The organism is Actinoplanes sp. NBC_00393 (assembly GCF_036053395.1).
In the GTDB taxonomy this organism is placed as follows: Bacteria; Actinomycetota; Actinomycetes; order Mycobacteriales; family Micromonosporaceae; genus Actinoplanes.
Window position 1 is genome coordinate 8,771,011 of sequence record NZ_CP107942.1, and the last position, 24,431, is coordinate 8,795,441.

A 24,431-nucleotide genomic window follows, 5' to 3' on the forward strand; every position below is an offset into this window, starting at 1 on the left:
TGCTGTCCACCGAATTTCCGCGCTGGTCAGAATGGGGGGATGACTGAGCTGTCGCAGGGGCGGGTCTCCGATGCCCGGACGATGCGGGCGCTGGCGCACCCGGCCCGGATCGAGATCGTCGAGCATCTGAGCGCTTCCGGTGCGGCGGTCACCGCGACCGAGTGCGCCGGGCTGGTCGGGCTGTCGCCGAGCGCGACCAGCTATCACCTGCGGGAACTGGCCAAGTACGGCCTGGTCGAGCAGGCACCCGGCCGGGGCGACGGGCGGGAGCGGCTGTGGCGCAGCACCAGCACCAGCCTGTGGATCGAGGGCGACGTCGAGCAGCCGGAGGCGATGGCTGCCGAGCGGGCGCTGATCGAGCTGTACCTGGCCCGGGACTTCAACCGGCTCCGGGAGTGGGCGGACCGGCAGAGCGGGGAGTCGAAGCAGTGGCGGGACGCGGCCGCGCTGATGGGCCAGCATCTGCTGATCACGGCCGAGGAGTTGACCGAGTTGACCCAACAGGTCCGTGCGCTGATGGCGCCCTATCGGACGCGGGAGCGACAGCGGTCGGCGCCGGAGGGGGCGCGCGAGGTGGTCGTGCAGTACGCCGCGTTCCCGAAGGCATAGCTCGAGGGTTGCCTCAGCAGATGTGAAGGAATACTTTCGAAGTATGTCCTTCACATCTGCGGAATCACGCTGGGCGGATGTCCACCTGGCCGCGGCGGGACGGGCGATCTCGGTCTGCGGCGACCTGCTGGCGGCCACCACACTCGCCCTCGTCCTGCAGCAGGCCGGTCACGGCGGGTTCGCGGTGTCCGGACTGCTCGTCGCGGCCAGCCTGCCGATCACGCTGCTTGCCGCACCCGCCGGGCGGCTGGTGGACCGTGCGGACAGTCGTACGCTGCTGGTGGTCGTGGGTCTTGCCCAGGCCGTGGTGTGCCTGGCGCTCGCCTTCGTCACCCAGCCGGTGCTGATCGTGGCCCTGGTCGCGCTGCTCTCCTGCGGCCTGGCCGTCACCCAGCCGACGCTGTCCGCGCTGCTGCCCGGCATGGTGCACAGCGACGACCTGGCCCGGGCGAGCGGGATCGTGCAGACCGCCGGGCTGTTCGGCATGCTGGTCGCCCCGGCGCTGGCCGGCATCCTGGTCGGGCAGACCGGGCCGCGGGTGCCACTCCTACTCGACGCGGCCAGCTACCTCGCCCTGGTGGCGGTCGGCCTGCTGATCCGCACCCGGCGCGGCAGAGTCGCCGGGGCGCCGGCCGTCGAGGTGACGTTCCGGATGCGCGCCCACCGGCAGCTGCTGGTGATGACCGGCGCGGTCGCGGCGGTGGTGGCCGGGGTGAGCGCGATCAACGTGTTCGAGGTCTTCTTCATCCGCGAGACGCTCGGCGCCTCCACCACGGTCTACGGCTTCGTGATGGCGTCCTGGGCCGGCGGGATGCTGATCGGCGGGCTCGGCTTCGGGCGGTTCCCGCGCCGCCTGATCACGGTGCGCACGGTGCTGGTGCTGCTCGCCCTCTCCTGCGCGGCGGTGCTGGCGGCGGCCACGGTGCCGGCGGCCGGGTGGCTGATCCCGCTGTGGATCGTCGGCGGCTTCGCCAACGGCGCCCTCAACGTCTGCACCACCGTGATGATCGCGAACCGGGTGGCGGCCGAGGCGCACGGCCGGGCCTTCTCGATCTACGGCGCCGCGGTGCAGGGCGCGGGTCTGGCCGGCCTGATCCTGGCGGGCCCGCTCGCCGAGCAGTTCGAGCCCCGGGTCCTGGTCGCGGGCGCCGGCCTGCTGGGCCTGCTGGCGGCCCTGGCCTGCGTGCCCCTGGTGCGACGTGAGCCACCCGCGGCCCTCTCGGCGGGTCGCCCGGCGGAGATCCCGGATAACGTCGCAGGATGAGCGACAGCGTCCGTCGGCCCCGGGTCGGGCACATCCAGTTCCTCAACTGCCTCCCGATCTACTGGGGTCTGATGCGCTCGGGCGCTCTCCTCGACGTCGACCTGCACAAGGACACCCCGGAGCGGCTGAGCGCCGCGCTCGTCGCCGGTGATCTGGACATCGGGCCGATCACCCTGGTCGAGTATCTGCGGCATGCCGATGAGCTGCTTCTGCTGCCCGACTTGGCGGTCGGCAGCGACGGGCCGGTGCTGTCGGTCAATCTGGTCTCGACCCGGCCTGCGGCCGAGCTCGACGGGCGGCCGGTCGCGCTCGGTTCCACCTCGCGGACCGGCGTGATGCTCGCGCAGATGCTGCTTTCCGAGAGGTACGGCGCGGAGCCGCACTATTTCCGCTGCCCACCCGACCTGTCCCAGATGCTGATGGAGGCCGACGCCGGCGTGCTCATCGGCGACCCGGCGCTGCGGGCGATGTACGAGGCACCCGCCATGGGCCTGCAGGTGATCGACCTGGCCGAGGCCTGGCGGGAGTGGACCGGCCTGCCGATGGTCTTCGCGGTGTGGGCGGTCCGCAAGGACTTCGCCGCCGCGCACCCCGGTCTCGTCAAGGACGTGCACGAGGCGTTCCAGCGGTCCCGCGATCTCTGCCTCGGCGAGCTCGACGAGGTGGCCGAGGCGGCCGCCCGGTGGGAGCCGTTCGACGCCGCCACCCTCGCCAACTACTTCCGGGCGCTCGATTTCTCGCTGGGCGAGCGACAGATCGCCGGAGTAAGGGAATTCGCCCGGCGTGCGGCGGATCGGGGTGAAGTGCCCTCCCTGCCCGATGCCGGGCTGCTTTTCGCCGACGTTTGATCTTCGCCGGGAGCGGGCCTTACGATCCTCGGACTTTCCCGCATCCCGAAGTCGGTGCCCATGCGTCTGCGCGCTTTGTTCCGCCGTCTCGCCGTGCCTGCTGTCGCAGGTAGCCTCGCCTTCGCCGGCCTGGCCACCCCTGCACAGGCCGAGGAGATTCCCGAGTTCGACGTGCCGCTGGTCGGCATTCTGAGCCCGGAAACGGTGACGGTTATCAACGGGCAGTCGAAAACTGTCAAGTTCGACCTTTTCAACATCGGCGGCGGGGCGGCGAAGAATGTCGTCCTCGATTTCGGCACAGTTGCCCCCGATATGGGATTGACCGCTCCCGCCGGATGCACCGGAACGGTCTGTGCGCTCGGCGACTTCAAGCCGGGTGAGCAGCGCACGATCAAGTTCACGCTGAAGCCGTCGGGCGCGGCGCCCGCGAAGGTTCTGAACCTGTCCACCACGGTCGACGGGGTGGAGAGCGATGCCGTGTCGATCACCGTGGTGCGGACCGACAAGGGTGGCGCCGACCTGGAGATGGGCGACATCAAGGACCTGAAGCTGGGTCTCGGTGGGTCCGCGGACGTGCCGGTCGTCATCGCCAACACGGGCAACGAGCCGGTCGAGCATCTCGGCGTCATGGTGATCCCGGTCTTCGGTGGGATCCGGGCGGACCTGAACTACCGCAACTGCGTGACCGACGCCGAGTTCGGTGGACTCCTCTGCGTCTTCGATGAGCCGCTCGCCGGGGGTGGCACCTTCACCCTGCCGGAGAAGACGCCGCTGCGGGTCAGCGTGCCCAAGGACACCGGTGGCCCGTTCGACTACCCGGTCTTCGTCGCTGCGGTCGGGCTCACCGACAAGTACGTCGCGGAGTTCGCCACGCTCACCAAGGGCACGAAGGGCGCCGAGCTCAAGCTCGAGACGCTGGCCAAGGCGTCCGCCGAGGAGGAGCCGGAGGCGGTCGAGGACCTCAACCCGGACGACAACATCACCGACTTCTCGGTCTCGGTGCCGAAGACGTCCGCGGACAGCGCGGCCGTCGGCGGGACGTTCCGCGGCGCGATCGGCGACACCAGCACGGTCAAGGTGGGTGTCCGCAACCTCGGGCCGACCGCGACCGTGCCGCCCATGGCGGACGAGATTCCGTACGTCCACGTGCGCCTGCCGCGCGGCGTCGAGCTGACCGACCTCGACGAGCGGTGCCTGGCGGGAACCTCGCCGGACGACGTCTCCTTCGCCGAGGGCGGGCGGGACTTCATCTGCCTGGACTTCCAGGGTCTGGGCAAGGGCAGGACCAGCCTCTTCAGCTTCACGGTCGAGATCACCGAGGGCGAGCACGACAGCGGCCGGGTGACCGTCGACGGCGGTGTGCAGGACTCGAAGAGCGGCAACGACAAGGCCGCGCTCGACGTCGAGCTGACCGGCGGCGGCTCGGGCGGTGGCCTGCCGATCACCGGGGCGCCGGCTGGACTGGTCGCCGGGGGTGGCGCGGCACTGCTGATCGCGGGCTTCCTCGCGTACCGGATGGCTCGTCGTCGCCGGATCGTCACGGTCGTCGAGTAACCCATCGCGGAATCGGGGTCAGGTGCGCGACAGCGCACCTGGCCCCGGCTGTTCTCAGCTGTCCAGCACCGCGTCCAGGGCGGCCACGTCGGCAGCGCTGAGCTCCCACGAACCGGCGGCGGCGTTCGCCTGGACCTGCTCGGCGGTGGTCGCACCGGCGATGACGCTGGTCACCGCGGGACGCGCCGCCAGCCCGGCGATCGCCACGTCGAGCAGGCTGTGCCCGCGCTCCCGCCCGTACGCGGTGAGCGCCTCGATGGTGTCCCAGTCAGCATCGTCCAGCCAGGGCCGGTAGCGGTCCTGGCTGAGCCGGGTGCCGGCGGACGGCTGCTCGCCGCGCCGGTACTTGCCGGTGAGCAGGCCGGAGTCGAGCGGGAAGAACGGCAGCAGCCCGAGCCCGAACTGCTCGCACGCCGGAACCACCTCGGTCTCGACCTCCCGGTGCAGCAGGCTGTACCGGTTCTGCGCGCTGATGAACCGGGTCAGACCGCTGGTGCGGGCCGTCCAGTCGGCGTCGGCGATCTGCCAGCCGGAGAAGTTCGAGTTGCCGAGGTAGCGCACCTTGCCGGAGCGGACCAGATCGTCCAGCGCGGCCAGCGTCTCGTCGATCGGCGTCGCCGGGTCCGGTTCGTGCATCTGGTAGAGGTCGATGTGATCGGTCTCGAGGCGGCGCAGGGACGCCTCGACCGCCCGGACGATGTAACGCCGTGCCCCGCGGGCGCCGAAGTCGCGGCCGTTGAGGCCCTCCATGTTCATGCCGAACTTGCTGGCCAGCACCACCTCGTCGCGGCGGCCCTTGAGCGCCGCGCCGAGGAGCTGTTCCGACGTGCCGTGCGGGGTGCCGTAGATGTCGGCCGTGTCGAAAAGGGTGATGCCGGCGTCGATGGCGGCGTCCACGACCTCACGGGTGCCCTCGGCGTCGAGCTTGCGGCCGAAGTTGTTGCAGCCGATGCCGACCACGGACACCACGAGGCCCGAATCGCCCAGGCGGCGGTAGCTCATTTCGCTCATCGTTCGACTCCACAACATTGGTTGTCATCAATTAACACGCGATGTAATGTCACAGGCCGCCGCGTCCGTCGTGTACTCGCCCACGATCGGTTCACGAGGGGCGCGGCCCCAGGTCGCGGTACGTCGAACGCAGCACATCCACCAGCGGGATGTGCCGGATCTTCACCGGCGGCGGGTCGAGCGCCCGCAGCAGCAACTCCGGCGGCGTCGCGTTGCGCGGACCCCGCTCCCGCAGCCGGCCCAGGCTGATCGCGGGGGCGTAGAAGTCGTCGAGCCGGGAGTCCAGCGGCTCGTCCTCCACCGCCAGCGGGTCGATCACCGCCTCGTCCGGCTCGGGTGTGCCGCGTAGCGCGTCGAGCAGCACCTCCCGCGCCCGGCCACGCCAGGCGAGGACCAGGAACGGGTCGTCGTCGAAGGCCTCGGCCAGCACGTACAGCGCCGCGGAGCCGTGCTTGCAGGGCACTCCCCAGTCCGGGCAGGAGCAGTGGATGTCCAAATCGGACGGGAACAGCGGTGACCCGAGCTCGGTGAACAGCTCGACGATCTCGTGCGGCATGTCACCGGCCAGCAGCGCGGCCCGGTAGATCGCCCGCGAACCGAGCTGCGAGGTGATCTCCGTCCACTGTGCCTCGTCGTACGCCGCGATCGTGATGGTGACGCTGTACGGAGTCGGCCGGGAACCCTGCACGCGGGCTTTGACCTGCCCCGGAGTCAGCACGAAGTCCATCACCTGGCCCTTGCGGGCATAGTTGCGGCCACGCGCCAGGCGGCCCGGATCGCACACCTCCTCCAGCACGTCGACGAAACGGCGCGACCACCACTGCTCGCCGATCTTGCCGCGTTTCGACCGGACGGCGAGCCCGCCGTCCACTTTGATCGGACCGGACGAGTCGAAGAAAGCCATCAGCTCACCGCCGCCGGGTCGAGCGCGAAGAGCTCACGCAGTTGATCGGTGCTGAGATCGGTGATCCACTGCTCACCGGTGCCGACGACCGAGGAGGCCAGCGCCTTCTTCCGCTCGATCATCTGGTCGATCTTCTCCTCCAGCGTGCCGGTGCAAATGAACTTACGCACCTGCACGTTGCGCGACTGTCCGATGCGGAACGCCCGGTCGGTGGCCTGATCCTCGACCGCCGGATTCCACCACCGGTCAAAGTGGACGACGTGATTCGCGGCGGTCAGGTTGAGGCCGGTGCCGGCCGCTTTCAGCGAGAGCAGGAACAGCATCGGCTCGTTGTCGTTCTGGAACCGCTCGACGAGTTCGTCGCGCCGCGCCTTGCTCAGTCCACCGTGGAGCCAGAGCACCGGACGGTCGAGATGTGCGGCGAGGTAGGGCTGCAGCAATGAGCCCCACTCCGCGTACTGGGTGAAGATCAGGGCCTTGTCGCCGTCCTCGATGATCTCCTCGGCCAGCTCCTCCAGGCGGGCCAGCTTGCCCGACCGGCCGGGCAGCCGGGAACCGTCCTTGAGCAGGTGGGCGGGGTGGTTACAGGCCTGCTTCAACTTCATCATGGCGGCCAGCACGTTGCCGCGGCGCTGGATGCCCTCGCTGTTCTCGATCTCGGACATCATGTCCTCGACCACGGCCTGATAGAGGGTGGCCTGCTCGGGGGTGAGCGAGCACCACACCTTCATCTCGTTCTTCTCCGGGAGGTCCGAGATGATGCTCTTGTCGGTCTTGAGGCGGCGGAGCACGAACGGGCCGGTCGCCCGTTTCAGCGCGGCGGTGGCGTCGGCGTCCTGGCGTACCTCGATCGGCTCCTGAAACCGGCGCCGGAACCGTTTCGCCGGGCCGAGCAGGCCGGGGTTGCAGAAGTCCATGATGGACCACAGTTCGGCGAGGTGGTTCTCGACCGGCGTACCGGTCAGGGCCAGCCGGGTGCGGGCCGGGATGGCCCGGACCGCCTGGGACTGCCGGGTTCCGCTGTTCTTGATCGCCTGGGCCTCGTCGCAGACGAGCCGGCCCCAGGTGACGCTGCGTAACGTTTCAAGATCACGCAGCGCAGTGCCGTAGGTGGTCAGCACCAGGTCGGCGCCGGCGACCGCGGCGTCGAACTCCTCGCCGCGCTGCCGGGTGCCGCCGTGATGCACATAGACGCGTAGCTCCGGCGCGAACCGGGCGGCCTCCTTCTGCCAGTTGCTGACCAGCGACATCGGGCAGACCAGAAGCGTCTTGCCGGTCTGCTCGGTCAACAGCAGCGAGAGCGTCTGCGCGGTCTTGCCGAGACCCATGTCGTCGGCGAGGATCCCGCCCAGCCCGAGCCGGCCGAGGAAGTGCAGCCAGGAGAGACCCCGTTCCTGGTACGGCCGCAGCTGCCCCTGGAATCCCACCGGCGTCGGCAGCGGGGTGAGCCGGTCGGCTGCCTGACCGGAGAGGAGGTCCCCGAGCGACCCGTCGGCGTCGACCTCGACCAGCGGCAGATCCTCCTCGCCGCCGTCGACCACCTGCTGGAGCACCTCGCCGGCGGTCAGCTCACCCTCCCGGCGCCGGCTCACGGCCTTGAGCGCCGCCTTCAGCTGGCGGTCGTCCAGCTCCACCCACTGCCCGCGGACCCGCACCAGCGGCACCTTGAGCCGGGCCAGCTCGGCCAGTTCCTCGGCGCTCACCACGCCGTCGCCGATCACCAGGTCCAGCCGGAAGTCGACCAGCTCCTGCAGGCCGAAACCGGAGTCGGCGACCGCCCGCGACGCCGGGTTCTTGGATTTCGAGCGTGTGGTGAGTTTCAGCCCGACCCCCTTGCGGCCGGCCCAGGCCGGCAGCTGCACACCGAAGCCGGCGGCCTGCAGCAGCGGGGCGACCTGCCGGAGAAATTCGTACGCCTCCCCGGTGCTCAACTCCATCGCGGCCGGTCGCTGCTCGAGCAGAGCGACGTGCAGCAGCGGGAACAGGCGGACCGCCCGGCCCAGCCCGGCCAGCAGCGTCTCGTCCGGCCGGCGCGGCAGGCCGGGGAACCGCTCGCCCTCCCAGAGGTCGGCGGCCGTCAGGTAGAGGCTCGGATCCTCGGCCGACTGCACCGCGAACTCCAGGGCCCAGCCGTCCTCGCCCGGCTCCGGCTCGATCAGCCGGAAGCTGACCCGGATCGGGCCGTTCGCCTCGTTGGCCGCGCGCATCCAGTCGTCGAGGGCCTGACGCAGCTCGCGTACCTCGTCGGCCGGGGCGCCGGGCAGTGCCGGGTCGTCGGCGGTGAGGGCGGAGAGCCAGCGGTCCGGCAGCGCCGCCTTGGGGCCGGGTCGTTGGCCGGCGAGCAGGCGTTCCGGCAGCACCGCGCGGGCCGCGCCGTCGAGCAGCGAGTCCAGCGCGTCCCGTACCGTGCGGCCGACCGGGTGCCCGTCGACCGCGTCCACCGCGCGGACCACCGGCGGCATCCCGGCGGCGAAGTCGCGGTAGGTGGGTGCGTCCGCGCCGGTGAGCACCGGTCGCCAGCGTGCGGTGGGCACCCGGTCCTCGACGACCAGCTGGGGCAGCATCCGGCCGCGCTGGGCCAGGTCACAGGCGTAACCGGCGAGCAGGGCCAGGTAGCGCAGCGACGAACCGGCGACCCAGGGTGCGTCCGCGTCCGGCTCGGCCAGGCTGCTCAGCACCGCGGTGGCTTCGCCGGCCGGCACCGACAGCAGCGGAACGGTCCAGGCGCTGAGGCGGACGCCACGAGTCGAGGCCTCGGCACCCGTCTCCGGTGACGGAAGAGGCCCGCGGGCGGTGCTCGGGAGAGTCACGGTGCCGGTCCCGACGGGGAAGTCCGCACCGAGCGCGTCGGCCGGGACGGCGAAGGGGTGTGGCCGGGATCTCGCCCGGGAGGCCGAGGTCAGCGGCAGTGCCGGATCCTCGGCCCAGAGCACCAGCCGGCCCGGACGACCCGTGCCGGGCACCCAGCCGCCATGAATGACGAGCACACCCACCCCCTGAACGACAGGTCGAGATTAGCCGCTCAACCGCCGTGACCCGCGCCGCTGACGGCTGGTGCCGCAGAGACGTACGCTTCTGGGCGTGACGGCGAACCAGGAGATCGACAGCATCCTGCAGCGCGGCGCCGACGGCGGGCGGATCACGCCCGAGGAGGCGCTGCTGCTCTACACGCAGGCCCCCTTCCACGCGCTGGGTGAGGCGGCTGACGCGGTCCGGCGCCGGCGCTATCCGGACGGGATCGTCACCTACCTGATCGACCGGAACATCAACTACACCAACGTGTGCGTCACGGCGTGCAAGTTCTGCGCGTTCTTCCGGGCCCCCAAGCACAAGGAGGGCTGGTCGCACCCGACCGAGGAGATCCTGCGCCGGTGCGGCGAGGCGGTCGAGCTCGGCGCCACCCAGGTGATGCTCCAGGGCGGCCACCACCCCGACTACGGCATCGAGTATTACGAGGAGCTGTTCTCCTCGGTCAAGCAGGCGTACCCGCAGATCGCCATCCACTCGATCGGCCCCAGCGAGATCCTGCACATGGCCAAGATCTCCGGCACCTCGATCGAGGAGGCGGTGCTCCGGATCAAGGCGGCCGGGCTCGACTCGATCGCGGGCGCCGGCGCGGAGATGCTGCCCGAGCGTCCGCGCAAGGCGATCGCGCCGCTCAAGGAGAGCGGCGAACGCTGGCTCGAGGCCATGGCGGTCGCGCATCGCAACGGTCTCTCTTCAACCGCGACCATGATGATGGGTACGGGTGAGACGAACGCGGAGCGCATCGAGCACATCCGCATGATCCGTGACGTGCAGGATCTCGCCGTCGCGAACGGCTATCGCGACGACGCCGTGGAGCAGAGCCACGACGTCGGTGGCTTCCGCGCCTTCATCCCGTGGACCTATCAGCCGGAGAACAACCACCTGAAGGGCCGCACCCAGGCCACCACGATGGAGTACCTGCGTTTCATCGCGGTCTCCCGGCTGTTCTTCGACAACGTGGCGCACCTCCAGGCGTCCTGGCTGACCACTGGTAAGGACATCGGCCAGCTCTCGCTGCACATGGGCGTCGACGACCTGGGCTCGATCATGCTGGAGGAGAACGTGATCTCCTCGGCCGGCGCCCGGCACCGGTCGAACCTGCAGGAGCTGATCTCGATGATCCGCACCGCGGACCGGATCCCGGCCCAGCGCGACACCTGGTACAGCCATCTCGCCGTGCACCACACCGCGGCGGACGACCCCACCGACGACCGGGTGGTGTCGCACTTCTCGTCGATCGCGATCCCCGGCGGCGGCGCCGGCCGCACCCAGCTGCCGCTGGTCGAGGCCTCCTGACCCCCTTTCCGGGGGGTGGCAGTGGGCCGTTCGGCCAGGGGCCATATCACCGGACTGTTGAGGGCGGGTTGCTCCTTAGTAACGAGCCCGCCTGTTGACTGTCCCGGCCGGTTCCGGCTGGTTAGGTTGCCTGCGTAAGGCAACATGCTCAGTCGTCGCCCACCACGGTGACGGGATGTCGGACCCGACCGATGGCGGTCGTATATATAACGCACAAGGTGCGGGCGGGATGGGGTAACCATCCCGCCTGTTCTGTTTTCCGGGCCTGGCAGAGTAGTGGCGTGACGCGCGCAGATCTGGACAAGCAGCCGCACGAGGTCGCCGAGATGTTCGACGGCGTCGCCAAGCGGTACGACCTCACCAACACTGTGCTCTCCTTCGGGCAGGACCGCGGCTGGCGCCGGGCCACCCGGGCCGCTCTGGGCCTGCGGCCGGGCGAGCGGGTCCTGGACGTGGGCGCCGGCACCGGCATCTCCACGGAGGAGCTGAGCCGGTCCGGCGCGTTCGCGGTCGGCGCCGACCTGTCGGTCGGGATGCTGCGGGCCGGCCGGCACGCGCAGCGCGAGGTGCCGCTGCTCGCCGGGGACGCGCTGCGGCTGCCATTCGCCGACGAGACCTTCGACGCGGTGACGATCTCCTTCGCGCTGCGTAACGTCGTGGACACCGCGGCTGCGCTGCGTGAGCTCGCCCGGGTCACCCGGCCGGGCGGGCGCCTTGTGGTGTGCGAGTTCAGCCACCCGACCAACGCGGCGTTCCGCACGGTGTACCTGTCGTACCTGATGCGGTCCCTGCCGGCGGTCGCGCGAGGGGTGTCCAGCAACCCGGAGGCGTACGTCTATCTGGCCGAATCGATCCGTGCCTGGCCGGACCAGGCGGGTCTGGCGGCCCGGATCGCGGACGCCGGTCCCTGGGACCGGGTGGGCTGGCGCAACCTTTCCGGCGGCATCGTGGCGCTGCATCGCGCCACCCGGGTATAAATCCGGCATTCCGCTTACACGGTCGCGAAGCTGCTGTTTAGCTCGGGATATGACGAATATCGGACATCTCGAGGACACCGACATCGACCTCGCGATCGACGAGGGCGAGGCCGGGGAGCGGCGCGCCACCGAGCTCGCCACCCGGTTGCGGATGGTCGCGGCGCAGGACCCGCTGCTGGCCCAGGACCTGGTCGAAGAGCTCATCGTCGCGCTGGACAAGGCGATGGGCGGCACTATCCGCAGCCATCTGGACGGGCCCGCGCTCGGCGTGGCGGACCGGGTTCTACGCGAATCTGAGCAGGCCTGAAGGGCGTTCCCAGAAATTAGGGGAACCTAAGCGCAAAGATCTTCGATTGTCGGCCTACACTCCGATCGAGGCACGCTTGTGAACTAATTCACGAGCCTCGCGCGAGACCGGAGGTGGGACCGTGAACGACCACGGAGCAGGTGCGATCGTCGCCGACGAGGCGGATGTGATCGTGGTCGGAGCCGGTCCGGGCGGGTCAGCCGCGGCCTACCACCTGGCCCGCCACGGCATCCGGGTGCTGCTTCTGGAGAAGACCGAGTTCCCCCGCGAGAAGGTCTGCGGCGACGGTCTGACCCCGCGTGCGGTCCGTCAGCTCATCCGGATGGGCGTGGACACCTCGGAGAAGGCCGGCTGGCTGCACAACCGTGGTCTGCGGGTGATCGGCGGCGGGGTCCGGCTGGAGCTGGACTGGCCGGATCTCGCGAGCTTCCCCAACTACGGGCTGGTCCGCACCCGGCTCGACTTCGACGACATGCTGGCCCAGCGCGCCACCGAAGCGGGCGCGCTGCTGCGCACCGGTGTGAACGTCACCGGCCCGGTGCTCGACGACGACGGCTACGTCATCGGCGTCCAGGCGAAGGGCCCGGACCGCGAGCCGGTGGAGTACCGAGCGCCGCTCGTGATCGCCGCGGACGGCGTCTCCGGCAAGTTCCCGCTCGCCCTCGGGCTGGCCAAGCGCGACGACCGCCCGCTCGGCGTGGCCGTCCGCCGCTACTACCGGTCCACGGTCAAGGCGGACGACAACTTCCTGGAGTCCTGGCTGGAGCTGCGCAGCGCGCAGGACCCGGGCCGGCTCCTCCCCGGGTACGGGTGGATCTTCGGCCTCGGCGACGGCCGGGTGAACGTCGGTCTCGGCATCCTCAACTCGTCCGACGCATTCGGCAAGACCAACTACCGCGCGCTGCTGACTGACTGGCTCGGCACCACCCCGGAGGACTGGGGTCTGCGTGACGAGGCGAATGCGGAGGGTCAGACTCTCGGCGCCGCGCTGCCGATGGGTTTCAACCGGGTGCCGCATTACACCCGCGGGGTAATGCTGGTCGGCGATTCCGGTGGCATGGTCAACCCGATGAACGGCGAGGGCATCGCGTACGCGATGGAGTCCGGCGAGCTGGCGGCCGAGGTGGCGGTGCAGGCCCTGGCCCGCCCCGCCGGCGCGGACCGGGAGCGGGCGCTCCGTGCGTATCCCGCTGAATTGAGTCTGCGGTTCGGTGGTTACTACCGGATCGGCGGGATATTCGTGAAGTTGATCGGCAACCCCCAGATCATGCGGCTCGCCACGAAGTACGGCATGCCCCAGCCGCTGCTCATGAAGTTCGTCCTGAAACTCCTGGCCAACCTCACCGACCCCCGGGGTGGCGACGCCATGGACCGCATCATCAACGGCCTCACCAAGGTGGCGCCCGCCGTCTGACGGCGAATCAGGGCACCCCCGACCAAAGGACTACAGAACCACAGTAACTAGTGTGAAGCGGCTAACAGTCGTACGGGAGTAGTGATGACGATCAACCCTTATGTCCCGATCGTCGGGTTGCTGATTCTTGGCGCCCTTTTCGCGTTGTTCTCGGTGTCCGTGGCACCGATCGTCGGGCCCAAGAGATTCAACCGAGCCAAGCTCGACGCCTATGAATGTGGCATCGAGCCCGCACCACAGCCGATCGGTGGCGGCCGGTTCCCGGTCAAGTTCTATCTGACCGCGATGCTCTTCATCATCTTCGACATCGAGACCATCTTCCTGTACCCGTGGGCCGTGTCCTTCGACATGCTCGGCCTGTTCGGGTTCGTGGAGATGGTCCTGTTCATCCTCACCGTCTTCATCGCCTACGCGTACGTGTGGCGGCGTGGCGGCCTCAACTGGGACTGATCACATGGGAATCGAAGAGAAACTCCCGTCAGGCATCCTGCTGACGAGCGTGGAGAAGCTGTCCAACTGGGCCCGTAAGTCGTCGTTCTGGGGCGCCACCTTCGGCCTCGCCTGCTGCGCCATCGAGATGATGGCCGCCGGCGGACCCCACTACGACCTGGGCCGCTGGGGGATGGAGGTGTTCCGCGCCTCGCCCCGGCAGGCCGACCTGATGATCGTCGCCGGCCGGGTCAGCCAGAAGATGGCCCCGGTCGTCCGGCAGATCTACGACCAGATGCCGGAGCCCCGCTCGGTGATCTCGATGGGCGTCTGTGCCTCGTCCGGAGGCATGTTCAACAACTACGCGATCGTGCAGGGCGTGGACCACATCGTCCCGGTCGACATCTACCTGCCGGGCTGTCCGCCGAGGCCGGAGATGCTGATCGACGCGATCCTCAAGATGCGCGAGAAGGTCATGGCCCAGCCGCTCGGCCCGAACGGGCGGAAGATGCTGGCGGCCCGTGAGGCCGAGGGTCGGGTCCCGATCGTGGCTCCGGGCGCCATGCCGTCGTCGTACCGGGCCGACAAGGTCCGCCGCGCGGAATGGACCCAGGCCGTCAAGGAAGGCCGCGAGGAGCAATTGCGGATCGAGAACTGGATGAAGCTCCAGCCGCATTTGCGGGAGGTGGACAAATGACAATGGAGACCGGAACTGACGGTGGTGTTCCGACTACCGCACCGGTAGGTGCGGAGATCGGTGCGCCCGCGCAGACACCGCCCAGCCCCGACAAGGGCATGTTCGGTGTCAAAGGAACCGGAGACGTTTCCGGTTTCGGTCGTCTGGTCCGCCCGCGACCTGCTGTTTTTGACAGCCCGCGGCCGTACGGCGGGTATTTCGACGACGTCTATGACGCGTTGGAGGAAGCTTATCCGGCCATCAACGAAGCCATCGAGAAGGTGGTCGTAGATAGGGCCGAGCTCACACTTCACGTGCGTGCCGAAAACATCGCCGAGGTGTGTCAGGTAATGCGCGACGACGAGTCGTTGCGGTTCGAACTCTGTTCGTCGGTGGACGCGGTCGACTACCTCGGTTCCGACGAGCGACGGTTTCACGTGACGTACCAGTTGACCTCCATGACGTACCGGCGGCGGGTACGTCTGGAGGTCGCGGTGGCGGACGGCGTGACCGTCCCGAGCGTCACCCAGGTCTACCCGACGGCCGACTGGCAGGAGCGGGAGGTCTACGACATGTTCGGCGTCGTCTTCGCCGGCCATCCGAACCTCACCCGGATCCTGATGCCGGACGACTGGGAGGGCCACCCCCAGCGCAAGGACTACCCGCTCGGCGGCGTGCCGGTCGAGTACAAGGGTGCCGAAATTCCGCCGCCGGACCAGCGGAGGGTCTACCAGTGACGACATCCGAGTACGCGAGCGAGCGCGAAACCACCGAAGGCCGGGTCTTCACGGTCACCGGCGGCGACTGGGACACGCTGACCGCCAGCGTCGACCCGCTCAGCAACGAGAAGATCGTCGTCAACATGGGCCCGCAGCACCCGTCCACGCACGGCGTGCTCCGGCTGGTCCTGGAGCTCGAGGGCGAGACGGTCACCGAGTGCCGGCCGGTCATCGGTTACCTGCACACCGGGATCGAGAAGAACCTCGAGTACCGGAACTGGACCCAGGGCGTCACGTTCGTGACCCGCATGGACTACCTGTCGAACATGTCCAACGAGGCGGCGTACTGCCTCGCGGTGGAGAAGCTGCTCGGGATCACCGACCAGATCACCGAGCGGACGAACACGATCCGGGTCATGTTCATGGAGCTCCAGCGGATCGCCTCGCACCTGGTGTGGCTGGCCACCACCGGCATGGAGCTGGGCGCCATCTCGATGATGCTTTACGGCTTCCGCGAGCGTGAGTACATCCTCGACATCTTCGAGGAGACCTCCGGCCTGCGGATGAACAACGGCTACATCCGGCCCGGCGGCCTCGCGCAGGATCTCCCGGAGTCCGCGGTTCGCAAGATCCGCGACTTCCTCAAGTACCTGCCGAAGAAGCTCAAGGAATACGAGGCGATGCTGTCCGGCCAGATCATCTGGCAGCAGCGGACGCAGGGCGTCGCCGTCCTGGACGTCACCGGATGCCTGGCCCTCGGCATCACCGGCCCGGTGCTCCGCGCCGCCGGCCTGCCCTGGGACCTGCGCAAGACGATGCCGTACAGCGGGTACGAGAACTACGAGTTCGACGTGCCGACCGCGACGACCGCCGACGTCTGGGGCCGCTACCTGGTCCGGGTGGCGGAGATCCGGGAGTCGCTGAAGATCGTCGAGCAGGCGCTGGACCGTCTCCGTCCCGGCCCGATCTGGATCGAGGACAAGAAGATCGCCTGGCCGTCGCAGCTCGCGCTCGGCCTCGACGGGCTCGGCAACTCGCTCGAGCACGTCGCCAAGATCATGGGTCAGTCGATGGAGTCGCTGATCCACCATTTCAAGCTCGTGACCGAGGGCTTCCGGGTTCCGCCTGGTCAAGTCTATGTCGCGGTCGAGCATCCGCGTGGCGAACTCGGCGTTCACGCGGTTTCCGACGGCGGGACGCATCCGTACCGGGTGCACTACCGCGAGCCGAGCTTCGTCAACCTCCAGGCCATTCCCGCGATGGCAGAGGGGGCACTGCTGGCCGACGTGATCGCCGGCGGCGCCTCGCTGGACCCCGTGATGGGTGGGTGTGACCGCTGATGTCCGAAACAACGGTGGAATTTTCCCCAGCGGCAGCACCGCTCGCGGAGAAGCTGCTCGAGCCGGCGCTGGAGATCCTGGCCCGCTACCCGGTGGGCCGGGAGCGGTCGGCGCTCCTGCCGCTGCTGCACCTGGTGCAGACCGAGGAGGGCCACGTCAGCCCGACCGGTGTGGCGTTCTGTGCCGAGATCCTCGGGATCAACAAGGCCCAGGTCGGCGCGGTGGCCACCTTCTACACCATGTACAAGCGCCGCCCGACGGGTGAATACCTGGTCAGCGTCTGCACCAACACGCTGTGCAACGTCATGGGCGGCCAGGAGGTCTACGACCAGCTGAGCGAGCACCTCGGCGTCGGGCACGACCAGACCACCGCCGACGGCAAGATCACGCTGGAGCACGCCGAGTGCCTGGCCGCCTGCGACTACGCCCCGGTGGTGACGGTCAACTACGACTTCACCGTCGACGAGGCAACCCCGCAGGCCGCAGTCGAGCTGGTGGAGAACCTGCGCAGGGGTGAGCGGCCGACCCCGGCCCGCGGCGCCCGGATCTGCTCGCTCAAGGAGATGCAGTACCAGTTGGCCGGCTTCGCCGACCCGCGCGACGGCGCTGTCGCTGACGGGGTGGCCGGGGCGCCGACGCTGCGCGGCGTTCGCCTGGCGCAGGAGCACGGCATCGCGGTCGCCGGGTTCGACCCGGAGAGCCCGATCACCAAGACCAAGCCGGCCCGCGACGAGAGCGCTCTGCCGCCCCGGACCGACGACGCCGACAAGCCGGTCGAGGCCAAGCCGGAGGGCCGCCTCACGACCGCCGCCAAGAAGGCCGCGGGCGCGGTCAAGGCGGCGGCCGGCGCGGTGGCCGACAAGGTGGAGGAGCGCCGGCACGCCGGGCGGCCCACCGACACCGGCGACGTCAAGGACCCGGAGGTACGCGCGGCGGAGTCCCGCAACCCCACGGCGGACACCCCCGGCACTCCCCAGACGACGACCCCGGTGCCCGACACTCCCGCCGAAGAAGCCGGGGTCGAGGGCAACGAACCGGCCGGCGACGGCAAACCCGCCGGTGACAGCACCCGGGGCGAGCGGATCGTCAGCCAGCGCAACGCCGAGCAGAAGCCGGCCAGCAACGTCCCGAGCGGTACCGAGGAGGAGAAGTGACCCAGCCACGGCCGGAGGTCCTCCAGAAGCTCACCCCCGTCCTGACCAAGCGCTGGCTCTCGCCGGACGCCTGGCAGATCGGGGTCTACGAGCGGCTCGACGGCTATGCGGCACTCCGCAAGTCGCTCGACGTGCACCCGGACGACCTGATCCAGCTGATCAAGGACTCCGGTCTGCGCGGTCGCGGCGGCGCCGGCTTCCCGACCGGCCTGAAGTGGGGCTTCATCCCGCAGGGCGACGGCAAGCCGCACTACCTCGTGATCAACGCGGACGAGGGCGAGCCGGGCACCTGCAAGGACCTGCCGCTGATGACGTACGACCCGCACTCGCTGATCGAAGGCGCGATCATCGCCTCCTACGCGATCCGCGCGAACCGGGCGTTCATCTACATCCGCGGTGAGGCGGTGCACGCCGCTCGCCGGCTGCGCAACGCGGTCCAGGAGGCGTACGCCAAGGGCTACCTCGGCAAGAACATCCTCAAGTCCGGGTTCGACCTCGATCTCGTCGTGCACAGCGGCGCGGGGGCGTACATCTGCGGTGAGGAGACCGCGCTGCTGGACTCGCTGGAAGGCTTCCGCGGCCAGCCCCGGCTGCGCCCGCCGTTCCCGGCCATCGCGGGTCTCTACGCCAGCCCGACCGTGGTCAACAACGTCGGCACCATCGCCAGCGTGCCGTACATCGTGCTGGGCGGCGCGGACTGGTGGAAGAGCATGGGCACCGAGAAGTCGGCCGGCCCGATGATCTACTCGCTCTCCGGCCGGGTGGTCAACCCGGGCCAGTACGAGTGCGGCCTCGGTATCACTCTGCGCGAGCTGATCGAGCTGGCCGGGGGCATGAAGCCCGGCCACAACCTGAAGTTCTGGACGCCGGGCGGCTCGTCGACGCCGATCCTGACCGCCGAGCACATCGACACCCCGATGGACTTCGAGGGTGTCGCGGCGGCCGGGTCGATCCTCGGCACCACGGCGATGCAGATCTTCTCGGACCAGGACTGCCCGGTCTACAACACGTGGCGGTGGCTGGAGTTCTACCACCACGAGTCGTGCGGCAAGTGCACCCCGTGCCGCGAGGGCAACTACTGGATGGTCCGCACCTACCGGCGGATCCTCGCCGGTCAGGGCACCTACGCCGACCTGGACACCCTGCAGGACACCGCGGACAACATCTTCGGCCGGTCCTTCTGCGGCCTCGGCGACGGCGCGGCGACGCCGGTCGTGTCGACGCTCAAGTGGTTCCGGGACGACTACCTCGGCTACATCGAGGGCCGCACCGCGCCGCGGCTCTCCGAGAAGTCCCTTGTAGGAGCGCACTGATGCGAGCGAGGAGCGCAGCGAAGCAAGCCCCGCAGTCCGCATCGAAAGGTAGGCACAGGTGACTGATGTAGCCAAGAGGGCCGACACCGTCTCGCTGACCGTGGACGGCGTCGAGGTCACCGCCGAAAAGGGTGAGCTGGTCATCCGGGTCGCCGAGCGGATGGGTATCGCCATCCCGCGGTTCTGCGACCACCCGCTGCTGGCCCCGGCCGGCGCCTGCCGGCAGTGTCTGGTCGAGGTGGAGGGCCAGCGCAAGCCGGTCGCCTCGTGCACCCAGACGGTGGCCGAGGGCATGGTGGTCAAGACCCAGCTCAGCTCGCCGGTGGCGGCCAAGGCGCAGGCCGGCATCATGGAGATGCTGCTGATCAACCACCCGCTCGACTGCCCGACCTGTGACAAGGGCGGCGAATGCCCGCTGCAGAACCAGGCGATGAGCACCGGCCGCGCGGACACCCGCTTCCACGAGCACAAGCGGGAGTACGAAAAGCCGATCCACATCTCCAGCCAGGTGCTGCTGGACCGGGAGCGGTGCGTGCTCTGCCAGCGCTGCACCCGGTTCTCCGAGGAGATCGCCGGTGACAAGTTCATCGACCTGATGGACCGCTCGTCCGGCGAGCAGATCAACGTCTACCGGGACGACTTCTTCGGCGGCGAGGGCACCGGGGACGGCCAGGTCGGTGAGGGCGAGGGGGACGTCCCGTTCAACTCGTACTTCTCCGGCAACACCATCCAGATCTGCCCGGTCGGCGCGCTCACCGGCGAGCAGTACCGGTTCCGTGCCCGCCCGTTCGACCTGGTCTCCACGCCGAGCGCCTGCGAGCACTGTGCCGCCGGCTGCGCCCAGCGCACCGACCACCGCCGCGGCAAGGTGCTGCGCCGGCTGGCCGGCGACGACCCGGCGGTGAACGAGGAGTGGAACTGCGACAAGGGCCGCTGGGGCTTCCGGTACGCCACCGCCACCGACCGGCTCACCACCCCGCTGGTCCGCGACGCGGCCAGCGGTGAGCTGCGCGAGGCGTCCTGGAGCGAGGCTCTGCTCGCGGCGGCCGAGGGCCTGCGGGCCGCGCGGGAGCGCGGCGTGGGCGTTCTGCCGGGTGGGCGACTGACGGTCGAGGATGCGTACGCCTACGCGAAGTTCGCCCGTGCCGTGCTCGGCACCAACGACATCGACTTCCGGGCCCGCCCGCTGCGTGCCTCCGGAGCGCCGCTGACGACGACCGAGGAGGCGGACTTCCTCGCCTCGGTCGTGGCCGGCACCTCCGAGGTCACGTACGCCGATGTGGAGAACGCGCCGTCGGTCGTGATCGTGGGGCTGGAGCCGGAGGAGGAGTGCCCGATCCTCTTCCTGCGCCTGCGTAAGGGCCACGTCAAGGGGAAGCTCAAGGTCACCGCAGTTTCGCCGTACCTCTCCCGCGGTTTTGAAAAGCTCGGCGCCGCGCTCGTCGCGGCCGTCCCGGGTGACGAGGCCCGGCTGCTCAACACCGACGCGGCTCTCGCCGGCGCGCTCAGCGCACCCGGCGCCCTGCTGATCGTGGGTGAGCGGCTGGCCACCGTGCCGGGCGGGCTCAGCGCGGCGGCCGACCTGGCCGCCCGCACTGGTGCCCGCCTCGCGTGGGTGCCGCGCCGGGCCGGTGACCGGGGTGCGCTCGACGCCGGCTGCCTGCCCAACCTGCTGCCCGGTGGCCGTCCGGTCACCGACGCGGCCGCCCGGGCCGAGCTCTCGCTGACCTGGCGGACCGACGCGGGTGTGCTGCCGAGCAGCCCGGGCCGGGACACCGACCGGATCATCGCGGCGGCTGCGGACGGCACGCTCGGCGGTCTGCTGGTCGGCGGCGTGGACCCGGCCGACCTGGCCGATCCGCGGCTGGCCGAGGAGGCGCTCGACGCGGTGCCGTTCCTGGTCAGCCTGGAGGTCCGGCAGAGCGCGGTGACCCGCCGGGCCGACGTGGTGCTGCCGATCGCCCCGGCGGTCGAGAAAGCCGGCACCTACATGGACTGGGAAGGGCGGCTGCGGTCCTTCGGTGCGGTGCTGACCAGCACCGCGATGACCGACGGCCGGGTGCTGGAGGCGATCGCGGCGCTGCTGGACGTCACCCTGAACACCGGAGACGTCCTGGCCATCCGCCGCGAGCTGGGCGGGATGCCGGCCAGCAGCGCGCCGCGGCCTGCGCAGCCGGTCACCGAGACGACCGACCTTCCGCGTACGGGTGAGCACGAGGCTGTCCTCGCGACCTGGCACCAGCTGATCGACCTGGGTTCCCTGCTCGACGGTGACCAGGTGCTGGCCGGTACGGCCCGTCCGCCGGTGGTCCGCCTCGGCAAGGGCCTGGCCGAGGAGCTCGGGGTCGCCGACGGTGACCTGGTCACGGTCGGAACCGGTCGCGGAAGCGTGACGCTTCCGGCCGCGATCACCGACCTGCCGCCGCGCGTGGTCTGGCTGCCCACCAACTCGCCGGGCTCGACGGTGCGCCGCAGTCTCGGCGTCACCGCGGGTGCGGTGGTCAAGCTGACGGCCGGGGTGCCCGGTCCGATCCTTGCCGAGGGAGCTGCTCAATGAACTCCGTGGTCCTCGCGGCGCACGCCGTCGACCCGACGCTGGAGACGTTCGAGAACGACATCTGGTGGATCACGCTGATCAAGCTGTTCGGCGTGTTCGTGCTGCTCCTGCTGCTGACGCTGTTCACGATCAACTATGAGCGCAAGGTCGTGGCCCGGATGGCGGTCCGGCCCGGCCCGAACCAGGTGGGTCCGAAGGGCTGGTTGCAGAGCCTCACCGACGGCTTGAAGCTGCCGTTCAAGGAGGAGATCATTCCGAAGACCGCCGACAAGGTGGTCTACTTCATCGCCCCGGTGATCTCGGCGACGGTGGCGTTCACCGCCTTCGCGGTGATCCCGTTCGGCGGTGTGGTGAACATGTTCGGTCACCAGACCGCTCTGCAGCTGACTGACGTACCGGTCTCCGTGCTGGTGTTGCTGGCCTGTTCGTCGATGGCCGTCTACGGCGTGGTGCTGGCCGGCTGGGCGTCCGGCTCGACCTACCCGCTGCTCGGTGGTCTCCGGTCCAGCGCGCAGATGATCTCGTACGAGGTCGCGATGGGGCTCTCCATCGTGGCGGTGTTCATGACCGCCGGCACGATGAGCACCTCGCAGATCGTCGCCGCGCAGGCCGACGGCAACCCGGTGAACATCTTCGGCGTCGAACTGACCGCCCCCGGGTGGTACGCGGTCCAGCTCCTGCCGAGCTTCCTGATCTACATGATCGCGGCGGTCGGCGAGACCAACCGGGCGCCGTTCGACCTGCCCGAGGCGGAGTCCGAGCTGGTCGGTGGCTTCCACACTGAGTACTCGTCGTTCAAGTTCGCGCTCTTCTTCCTCGCCGAGTACATCAACATGATCACCGTCTCGGCGTTCTGCACCACGCTGTTCCTGGGCGGCTGGCGGGCCCCGTGGCCGATCACCGCGGTCTGGGAGGGCGCCAACGCCGGCTACTTCGGACTGATCTGGTTCTTCCTCAAGGTGTTCGCGCTGCTCTTCGGCTTCATCTGGCTCCGCGCGACGCTGCCCCGGATGCGCTACGACCAGTTCATGCGGTTCGGCTGGAAGGTGCTGATCCCGGTCAACCTGGTCTGGATCCTGTTCCTGGCCTACTTCAAGGTCGCCCAGAGCGGCGCCTTCAGCAGCGAGGCCCGGTTGATCTCCGCGGTCGCCATCGCCGTCGTAGTGCTGGCCGTCGCGTGGGGCTGGCCGGCGCAGAAGAAGCCGAAGCAGTTGTCGCTCGAGGAACAGGTGCATCAGCGACCGCCGGGCAGTTTCCCGGTGCCACCGATGGACCTGCAAGTGCCGCCGAGCCCGCGTGCCCGTCGAGCCGTGGCCGAACGTGCCCCGGCCGCGGTCGGCGGCGAGTCCGAAACGAAGGAGGTGTGACGTGGGCACGTTCACCGGCTCCTTCAAGGGTTTCGGCGTGACCTTCGCGCACATGTTCCGCAAGGTGATCACGACCGACTACCCGTTCTCGCCGCCGAAGCCGGCGCCGCGCTACCACGGCCGGCACATCCTCAACCGGCACCCGGACGGGCTGGAGAAGTGCATCGGCTGCGAGCTGTGCGCCTGGGCCTGCCCGGCCGACGCGATCTACGTCGAGGGCGGCGACAACACCGACGAGCAGCGGTTCTCGCCGGGTGAGCGGTACGCGAAGATCTACCAGATCAACTACGCCCGGTGCATCTTCTGCGGGCTCTGCATCGAGGCCTGCCCGACCCGCTCGCTCACCATGAGCAACGAGTACGAGCTGGCCCGCGACAACCGCCAGGATCTGATCTTCACGAAGAAGGAGCTCCTGGCGCCGCTGCTGCCCGGCATGGAGCAGCCGCCGCACCCGATGCGCCTCGGTGAGACCGACAAGGACTACTACGTCGGCGCCCTCACCAACCCGGGCACCTCGGTCGGCGCCGAGCGGGCGCCGTGGGCCACGAACGAGGCCGAGGACGCCACCGGGCAGGCCGCTCCCAGCGCGCCCGGCGTTCCCAGCAAGGAGGCCGTGTGATGGACGCGGTATCCACCGGCGAGCAGGTCGCCTTCTGGATCCTGGGTTCGGTCGCGGTGATCGGCGCGCTCGGCATGGTGCTGGCCCGTAACGCGGTGCACTCCGCGCTCTGGCTGGTCGTGACGATGCTCTGCCTGGGCTTCCTCTACGTGGTCAACGCGGCGCCGTTCCTCGGCATGGTGCAGATCATCGTCTACACCGGCGCGATCATGATGCTGTTCCTGTTCGTGCTGATGCTGGTCGGCCGGGACGCCTCGGACTCGCTGATCGAGACTCTGCGTGGTCAGCGGCTCGCCGCCATCGCGCTGGGTATCGGTTTCGCCGCGCTGATCGCGACCGGGCTGGCCCGCTCGCTCGGCACGACGTTCGTGGCGGGTCTGGACGCGGCGAACGCGAACGGCAACGTCCAGGGCCTGGCCGCACTCCTGTTCACCCAGTACGTCTTCGCCTTCGAGGTGACCTCGGCGCTGCTCATCACGGCAGCGGTCGGCGCGATGATCCTGGCGCACGTGGAGAAGGCCAAGGAGGACAAGGCCGACCAGGTCACCCGGATGCGCGAGCGCTTCCGGCCGGGCAACTACCCCGGTCCGAAGGCGGGTCCCGGCGTCTACGCGAACACCATGTCGGTGGCCGCGCCGGCCCGGCTGCCCGACGGCAACGGCGCCGAACGCAGCATCTCCCCGATCCTCCCGGTCCGTGAGCTGAGCGAGATCGAGGCGGCTCCGAAGGGAACCGAGAAATGACGCCTGATTACTACCTCGTCCTGGCGACCATTCTCTTCACCATCGGCGCCACCGGGGTCCTGATCCGCCGCAACGCGATCGTGCTGTTCATGTGCATCGAGCTGATGCTCAACGCGGCGAACCTGGCGCTGGTCACCTTCAGCCGGATCAACGGCGGCCTGGACGGCCAGATCATCTCGTTCTTCGTGATGGTCGTCGCGGCAGCCGAGGTCGTGGTCGGCCTCGCCATCATCATGTCGATCTTCCGTACGCGGCGCTCGGCGAGCGTCGACGACGCGAACCTCCTCAAGTACTGAAGGGCCT

At 69.4% G+C, this 24,431-nt stretch carries 21 protein-coding genes and 1 pseudogene; 19 read left to right on the forward strand and 3 right to left on the reverse strand.

Annotated elements, in window-relative coordinates; genetic code table 11:
• The first annotated feature begins 39 nt into the window (after window positions 1-39).
• From OHA21_RS40630 to OHA21_RS40645, 4 genes are read left to right on the forward strand one after another with little or no spacing between them, the layout of a single operon-like run.
• Complete coding sequence (locus OHA21_RS40630) at window positions 40-609, forward strand: ArsR/SmtB family transcription factor (RefSeq protein ID WP_328464390.1); 570 nt, start codon at window positions 40-42, stop codon at window positions 607-609.
• A gap of 43 nt (window positions 610-652) precedes the next feature.
• Window positions 653-1,873: an MFS transporter gene (locus OHA21_RS40635; RefSeq protein ID WP_328464392.1), complete on the forward strand. Its 1,221-nt coding sequence runs from the start codon at window positions 653-655 to the stop codon at window positions 1,871-1,873.
• Window positions 1,870-2,721: a menaquinone biosynthetic enzyme MqnA/MqnD family protein gene (locus OHA21_RS40640; protein WP_328464394.1), complete on the forward strand. Its 852-nt coding sequence runs from the start codon at window positions 1,870-1,872 to the stop codon at window positions 2,719-2,721. The genes OHA21_RS40635 and OHA21_RS40640 overlap by 4 nt, the downstream gene beginning before the upstream one ends.
• Window positions 2,722-2,781: 60 nt before the next feature.
• Window positions 2,782-4,275, forward strand: coding sequence for a hypothetical protein (locus OHA21_RS40645; protein ID WP_328464396.1), 1,494 nt, complete (start codon window positions 2,782-2,784; stop codon window positions 4,273-4,275).
• A 54-nt stretch (window positions 4,276-4,329) separates the two neighbouring features.
• Here the strand turns inward: OHA21_RS40645 and OHA21_RS40650 are convergent, their stop codons facing one another.
• The 3 genes from OHA21_RS40650 to OHA21_RS40660 all read right to left on the reverse strand — a co-directional run bounded on the left by OHA21_RS40650 (window position 4,330) and on the right by OHA21_RS40660 (window position 9,177).
• Window positions 4,330-5,286, reverse strand: coding sequence for an aldo/keto reductase (locus OHA21_RS40650; RefSeq protein ID WP_328464398.1), 957 nt, complete (start codon window positions 5,284-5,286; stop codon window positions 4,330-4,332).
• A 91-nt stretch (window positions 5,287-5,377) separates the two neighbouring features.
• Window positions 5,378-6,190, reverse strand: coding sequence for an SWIM zinc finger family protein (locus OHA21_RS40655; RefSeq protein ID WP_328464400.1), 813 nt, complete (start codon window positions 6,188-6,190; stop codon window positions 5,378-5,380).
• Window positions 6,190-9,177: a DEAD/DEAH box helicase gene (locus tag OHA21_RS40660; RefSeq protein ID WP_328464402.1), complete on the reverse strand. Its 2,988-nt coding sequence runs from the start codon at window positions 9,175-9,177 to the stop codon at window positions 6,190-6,192. The genes OHA21_RS40655 and OHA21_RS40660 overlap by 1 nt, the downstream gene beginning before the upstream one ends.
• 94 nt (window positions 9,178-9,271) lie before the next feature.
• Between OHA21_RS40660 and mqnC the strand changes: the two genes are divergently transcribed.
• From mqnC to nuoK, 15 genes and pseudogenes are all read left to right on the forward strand, one after another.
• The gene (gene mqnC / locus OHA21_RS40665; RefSeq protein ID WP_328464404.1) at window positions 9,272-10,513 is read left to right on the forward strand and encodes a cyclic dehypoxanthinyl futalosine synthase; all 1,242 of its coding nucleotides are present in this window, start codon (window positions 9,272-9,274) and stop codon (window positions 10,511-10,513) included.
• 281 nt (window positions 10,514-10,794) lie between these two features.
• Window positions 10,795-11,490, forward strand: a complete 696-nt coding sequence (locus OHA21_RS40670) for a demethylmenaquinone methyltransferase (protein ID WP_328464406.1) — start codon at window positions 10,795-10,797, stop codon at window positions 11,488-11,490.
• Window positions 11,491-11,539: 49 nt separating this feature from the next.
• Entirely contained in the window at window positions 11,540-11,797 is a 258-nt protein-coding gene (locus OHA21_RS40675; RefSeq protein WP_328464408.1) for a hypothetical protein, read from the forward strand.
• A 121-nt stretch (window positions 11,798-11,918) separates the two neighbouring features.
• Window positions 11,919-13,211 carry a geranylgeranyl reductase family protein gene (locus tag OHA21_RS40680; RefSeq protein WP_328464410.1) on the forward strand — a complete coding sequence of 431 codons (1,293 nt, stop codon included), beginning with the start codon at window positions 11,919-11,921 and terminating at the stop codon, window positions 13,209-13,211.
• 84 nt (window positions 13,212-13,295) lie between these two features.
• Window positions 13,296-13,661, forward strand: a complete 366-nt coding sequence (locus OHA21_RS40685; protein WP_203896409.1) for an NADH-quinone oxidoreductase subunit A — start codon at window positions 13,296-13,298, stop codon at window positions 13,659-13,661.
• A 4-nt stretch (window positions 13,662-13,665) separates the two neighbouring features.
• Window positions 13,666-14,337, forward strand: coding sequence for a NuoB/complex I 20 kDa subunit family protein (locus OHA21_RS40690; protein ID WP_328464412.1), 672 nt, complete (start codon window positions 13,666-13,668; stop codon window positions 14,335-14,337).
• Complete coding sequence (locus OHA21_RS40695) at window positions 14,334-15,053, forward strand: NADH-quinone oxidoreductase subunit C (protein WP_328464414.1); 720 nt, start codon at window positions 14,334-14,336, stop codon at window positions 15,051-15,053. Before OHA21_RS40690 ends, OHA21_RS40695 begins: the two co-directional genes overlap by 4 nt.
• Entirely contained in the window at window positions 15,050-16,375 is a 1,326-nt protein-coding gene (locus tag OHA21_RS40700; RefSeq protein ID WP_328464416.1) for an NADH-quinone oxidoreductase subunit D, read from the forward strand. The genes OHA21_RS40695 and OHA21_RS40700 overlap by 4 nt, the downstream gene beginning before the upstream one ends.
• Window positions 16,375-17,226, forward strand: a pseudogene (nuoE, locus tag OHA21_RS40705) (NADH-quinone oxidoreductase subunit NuoE); the annotation flags it as partial. The gene OHA21_RS40700 and the pseudogene nuoE, both read left to right, overlap by 1 nt.
• A 299-nt stretch (window positions 17,227-17,525) precedes the next feature.
• Window positions 17,526-18,842, forward strand: coding sequence for an NADH-quinone oxidoreductase subunit NuoF (gene nuoF / locus OHA21_RS40710; protein WP_328464420.1), 1,317 nt, complete (start codon window positions 17,526-17,528; stop codon window positions 18,840-18,842).
• 58 nt (window positions 18,843-18,900) lie between these two features.
• Complete coding sequence (locus OHA21_RS40715; protein ID WP_328464422.1) at window positions 18,901-21,399, forward strand: NADH-quinone oxidoreductase subunit G; 2,499 nt, start codon at window positions 18,901-18,903, stop codon at window positions 21,397-21,399.
• Complete coding sequence (gene nuoH, locus OHA21_RS40720) at window positions 21,396-22,766, forward strand: NADH-quinone oxidoreductase subunit NuoH (protein ID WP_328464424.1); 1,371 nt, start codon at window positions 21,396-21,398, stop codon at window positions 22,764-22,766. The genes OHA21_RS40715 and nuoH overlap by 4 nt, the downstream gene beginning before the upstream one ends.
• Window position 22,767: 1 nt before the next feature.
• A complete protein-coding gene (gene nuoI, locus OHA21_RS40725; protein WP_328464426.1) occupies window positions 22,768-23,385 on the forward strand; it encodes an NADH-quinone oxidoreductase subunit NuoI in 618 nt (205 codons plus the stop codon).
• A complete protein-coding gene (locus OHA21_RS40730) occupies window positions 23,385-24,128 on the forward strand; it encodes an NADH-quinone oxidoreductase subunit J (RefSeq protein WP_328464428.1) in 744 nt (247 codons plus the stop codon). Before nuoI ends, OHA21_RS40730 begins: the two co-directional genes overlap by 1 nt.
• On the forward strand, window positions 24,125-24,424 hold the full coding sequence (gene nuoK / locus OHA21_RS40735; RefSeq protein ID WP_328464430.1) for an NADH-quinone oxidoreductase subunit NuoK: 300 nt from the start codon (window positions 24,125-24,127) through the stop codon (window positions 24,422-24,424). The genes OHA21_RS40730 and nuoK overlap by 4 nt, the downstream gene beginning before the upstream one ends.
• The last annotated feature ends 7 nt before the right edge of the window (window positions 24,425-24,431 follow it).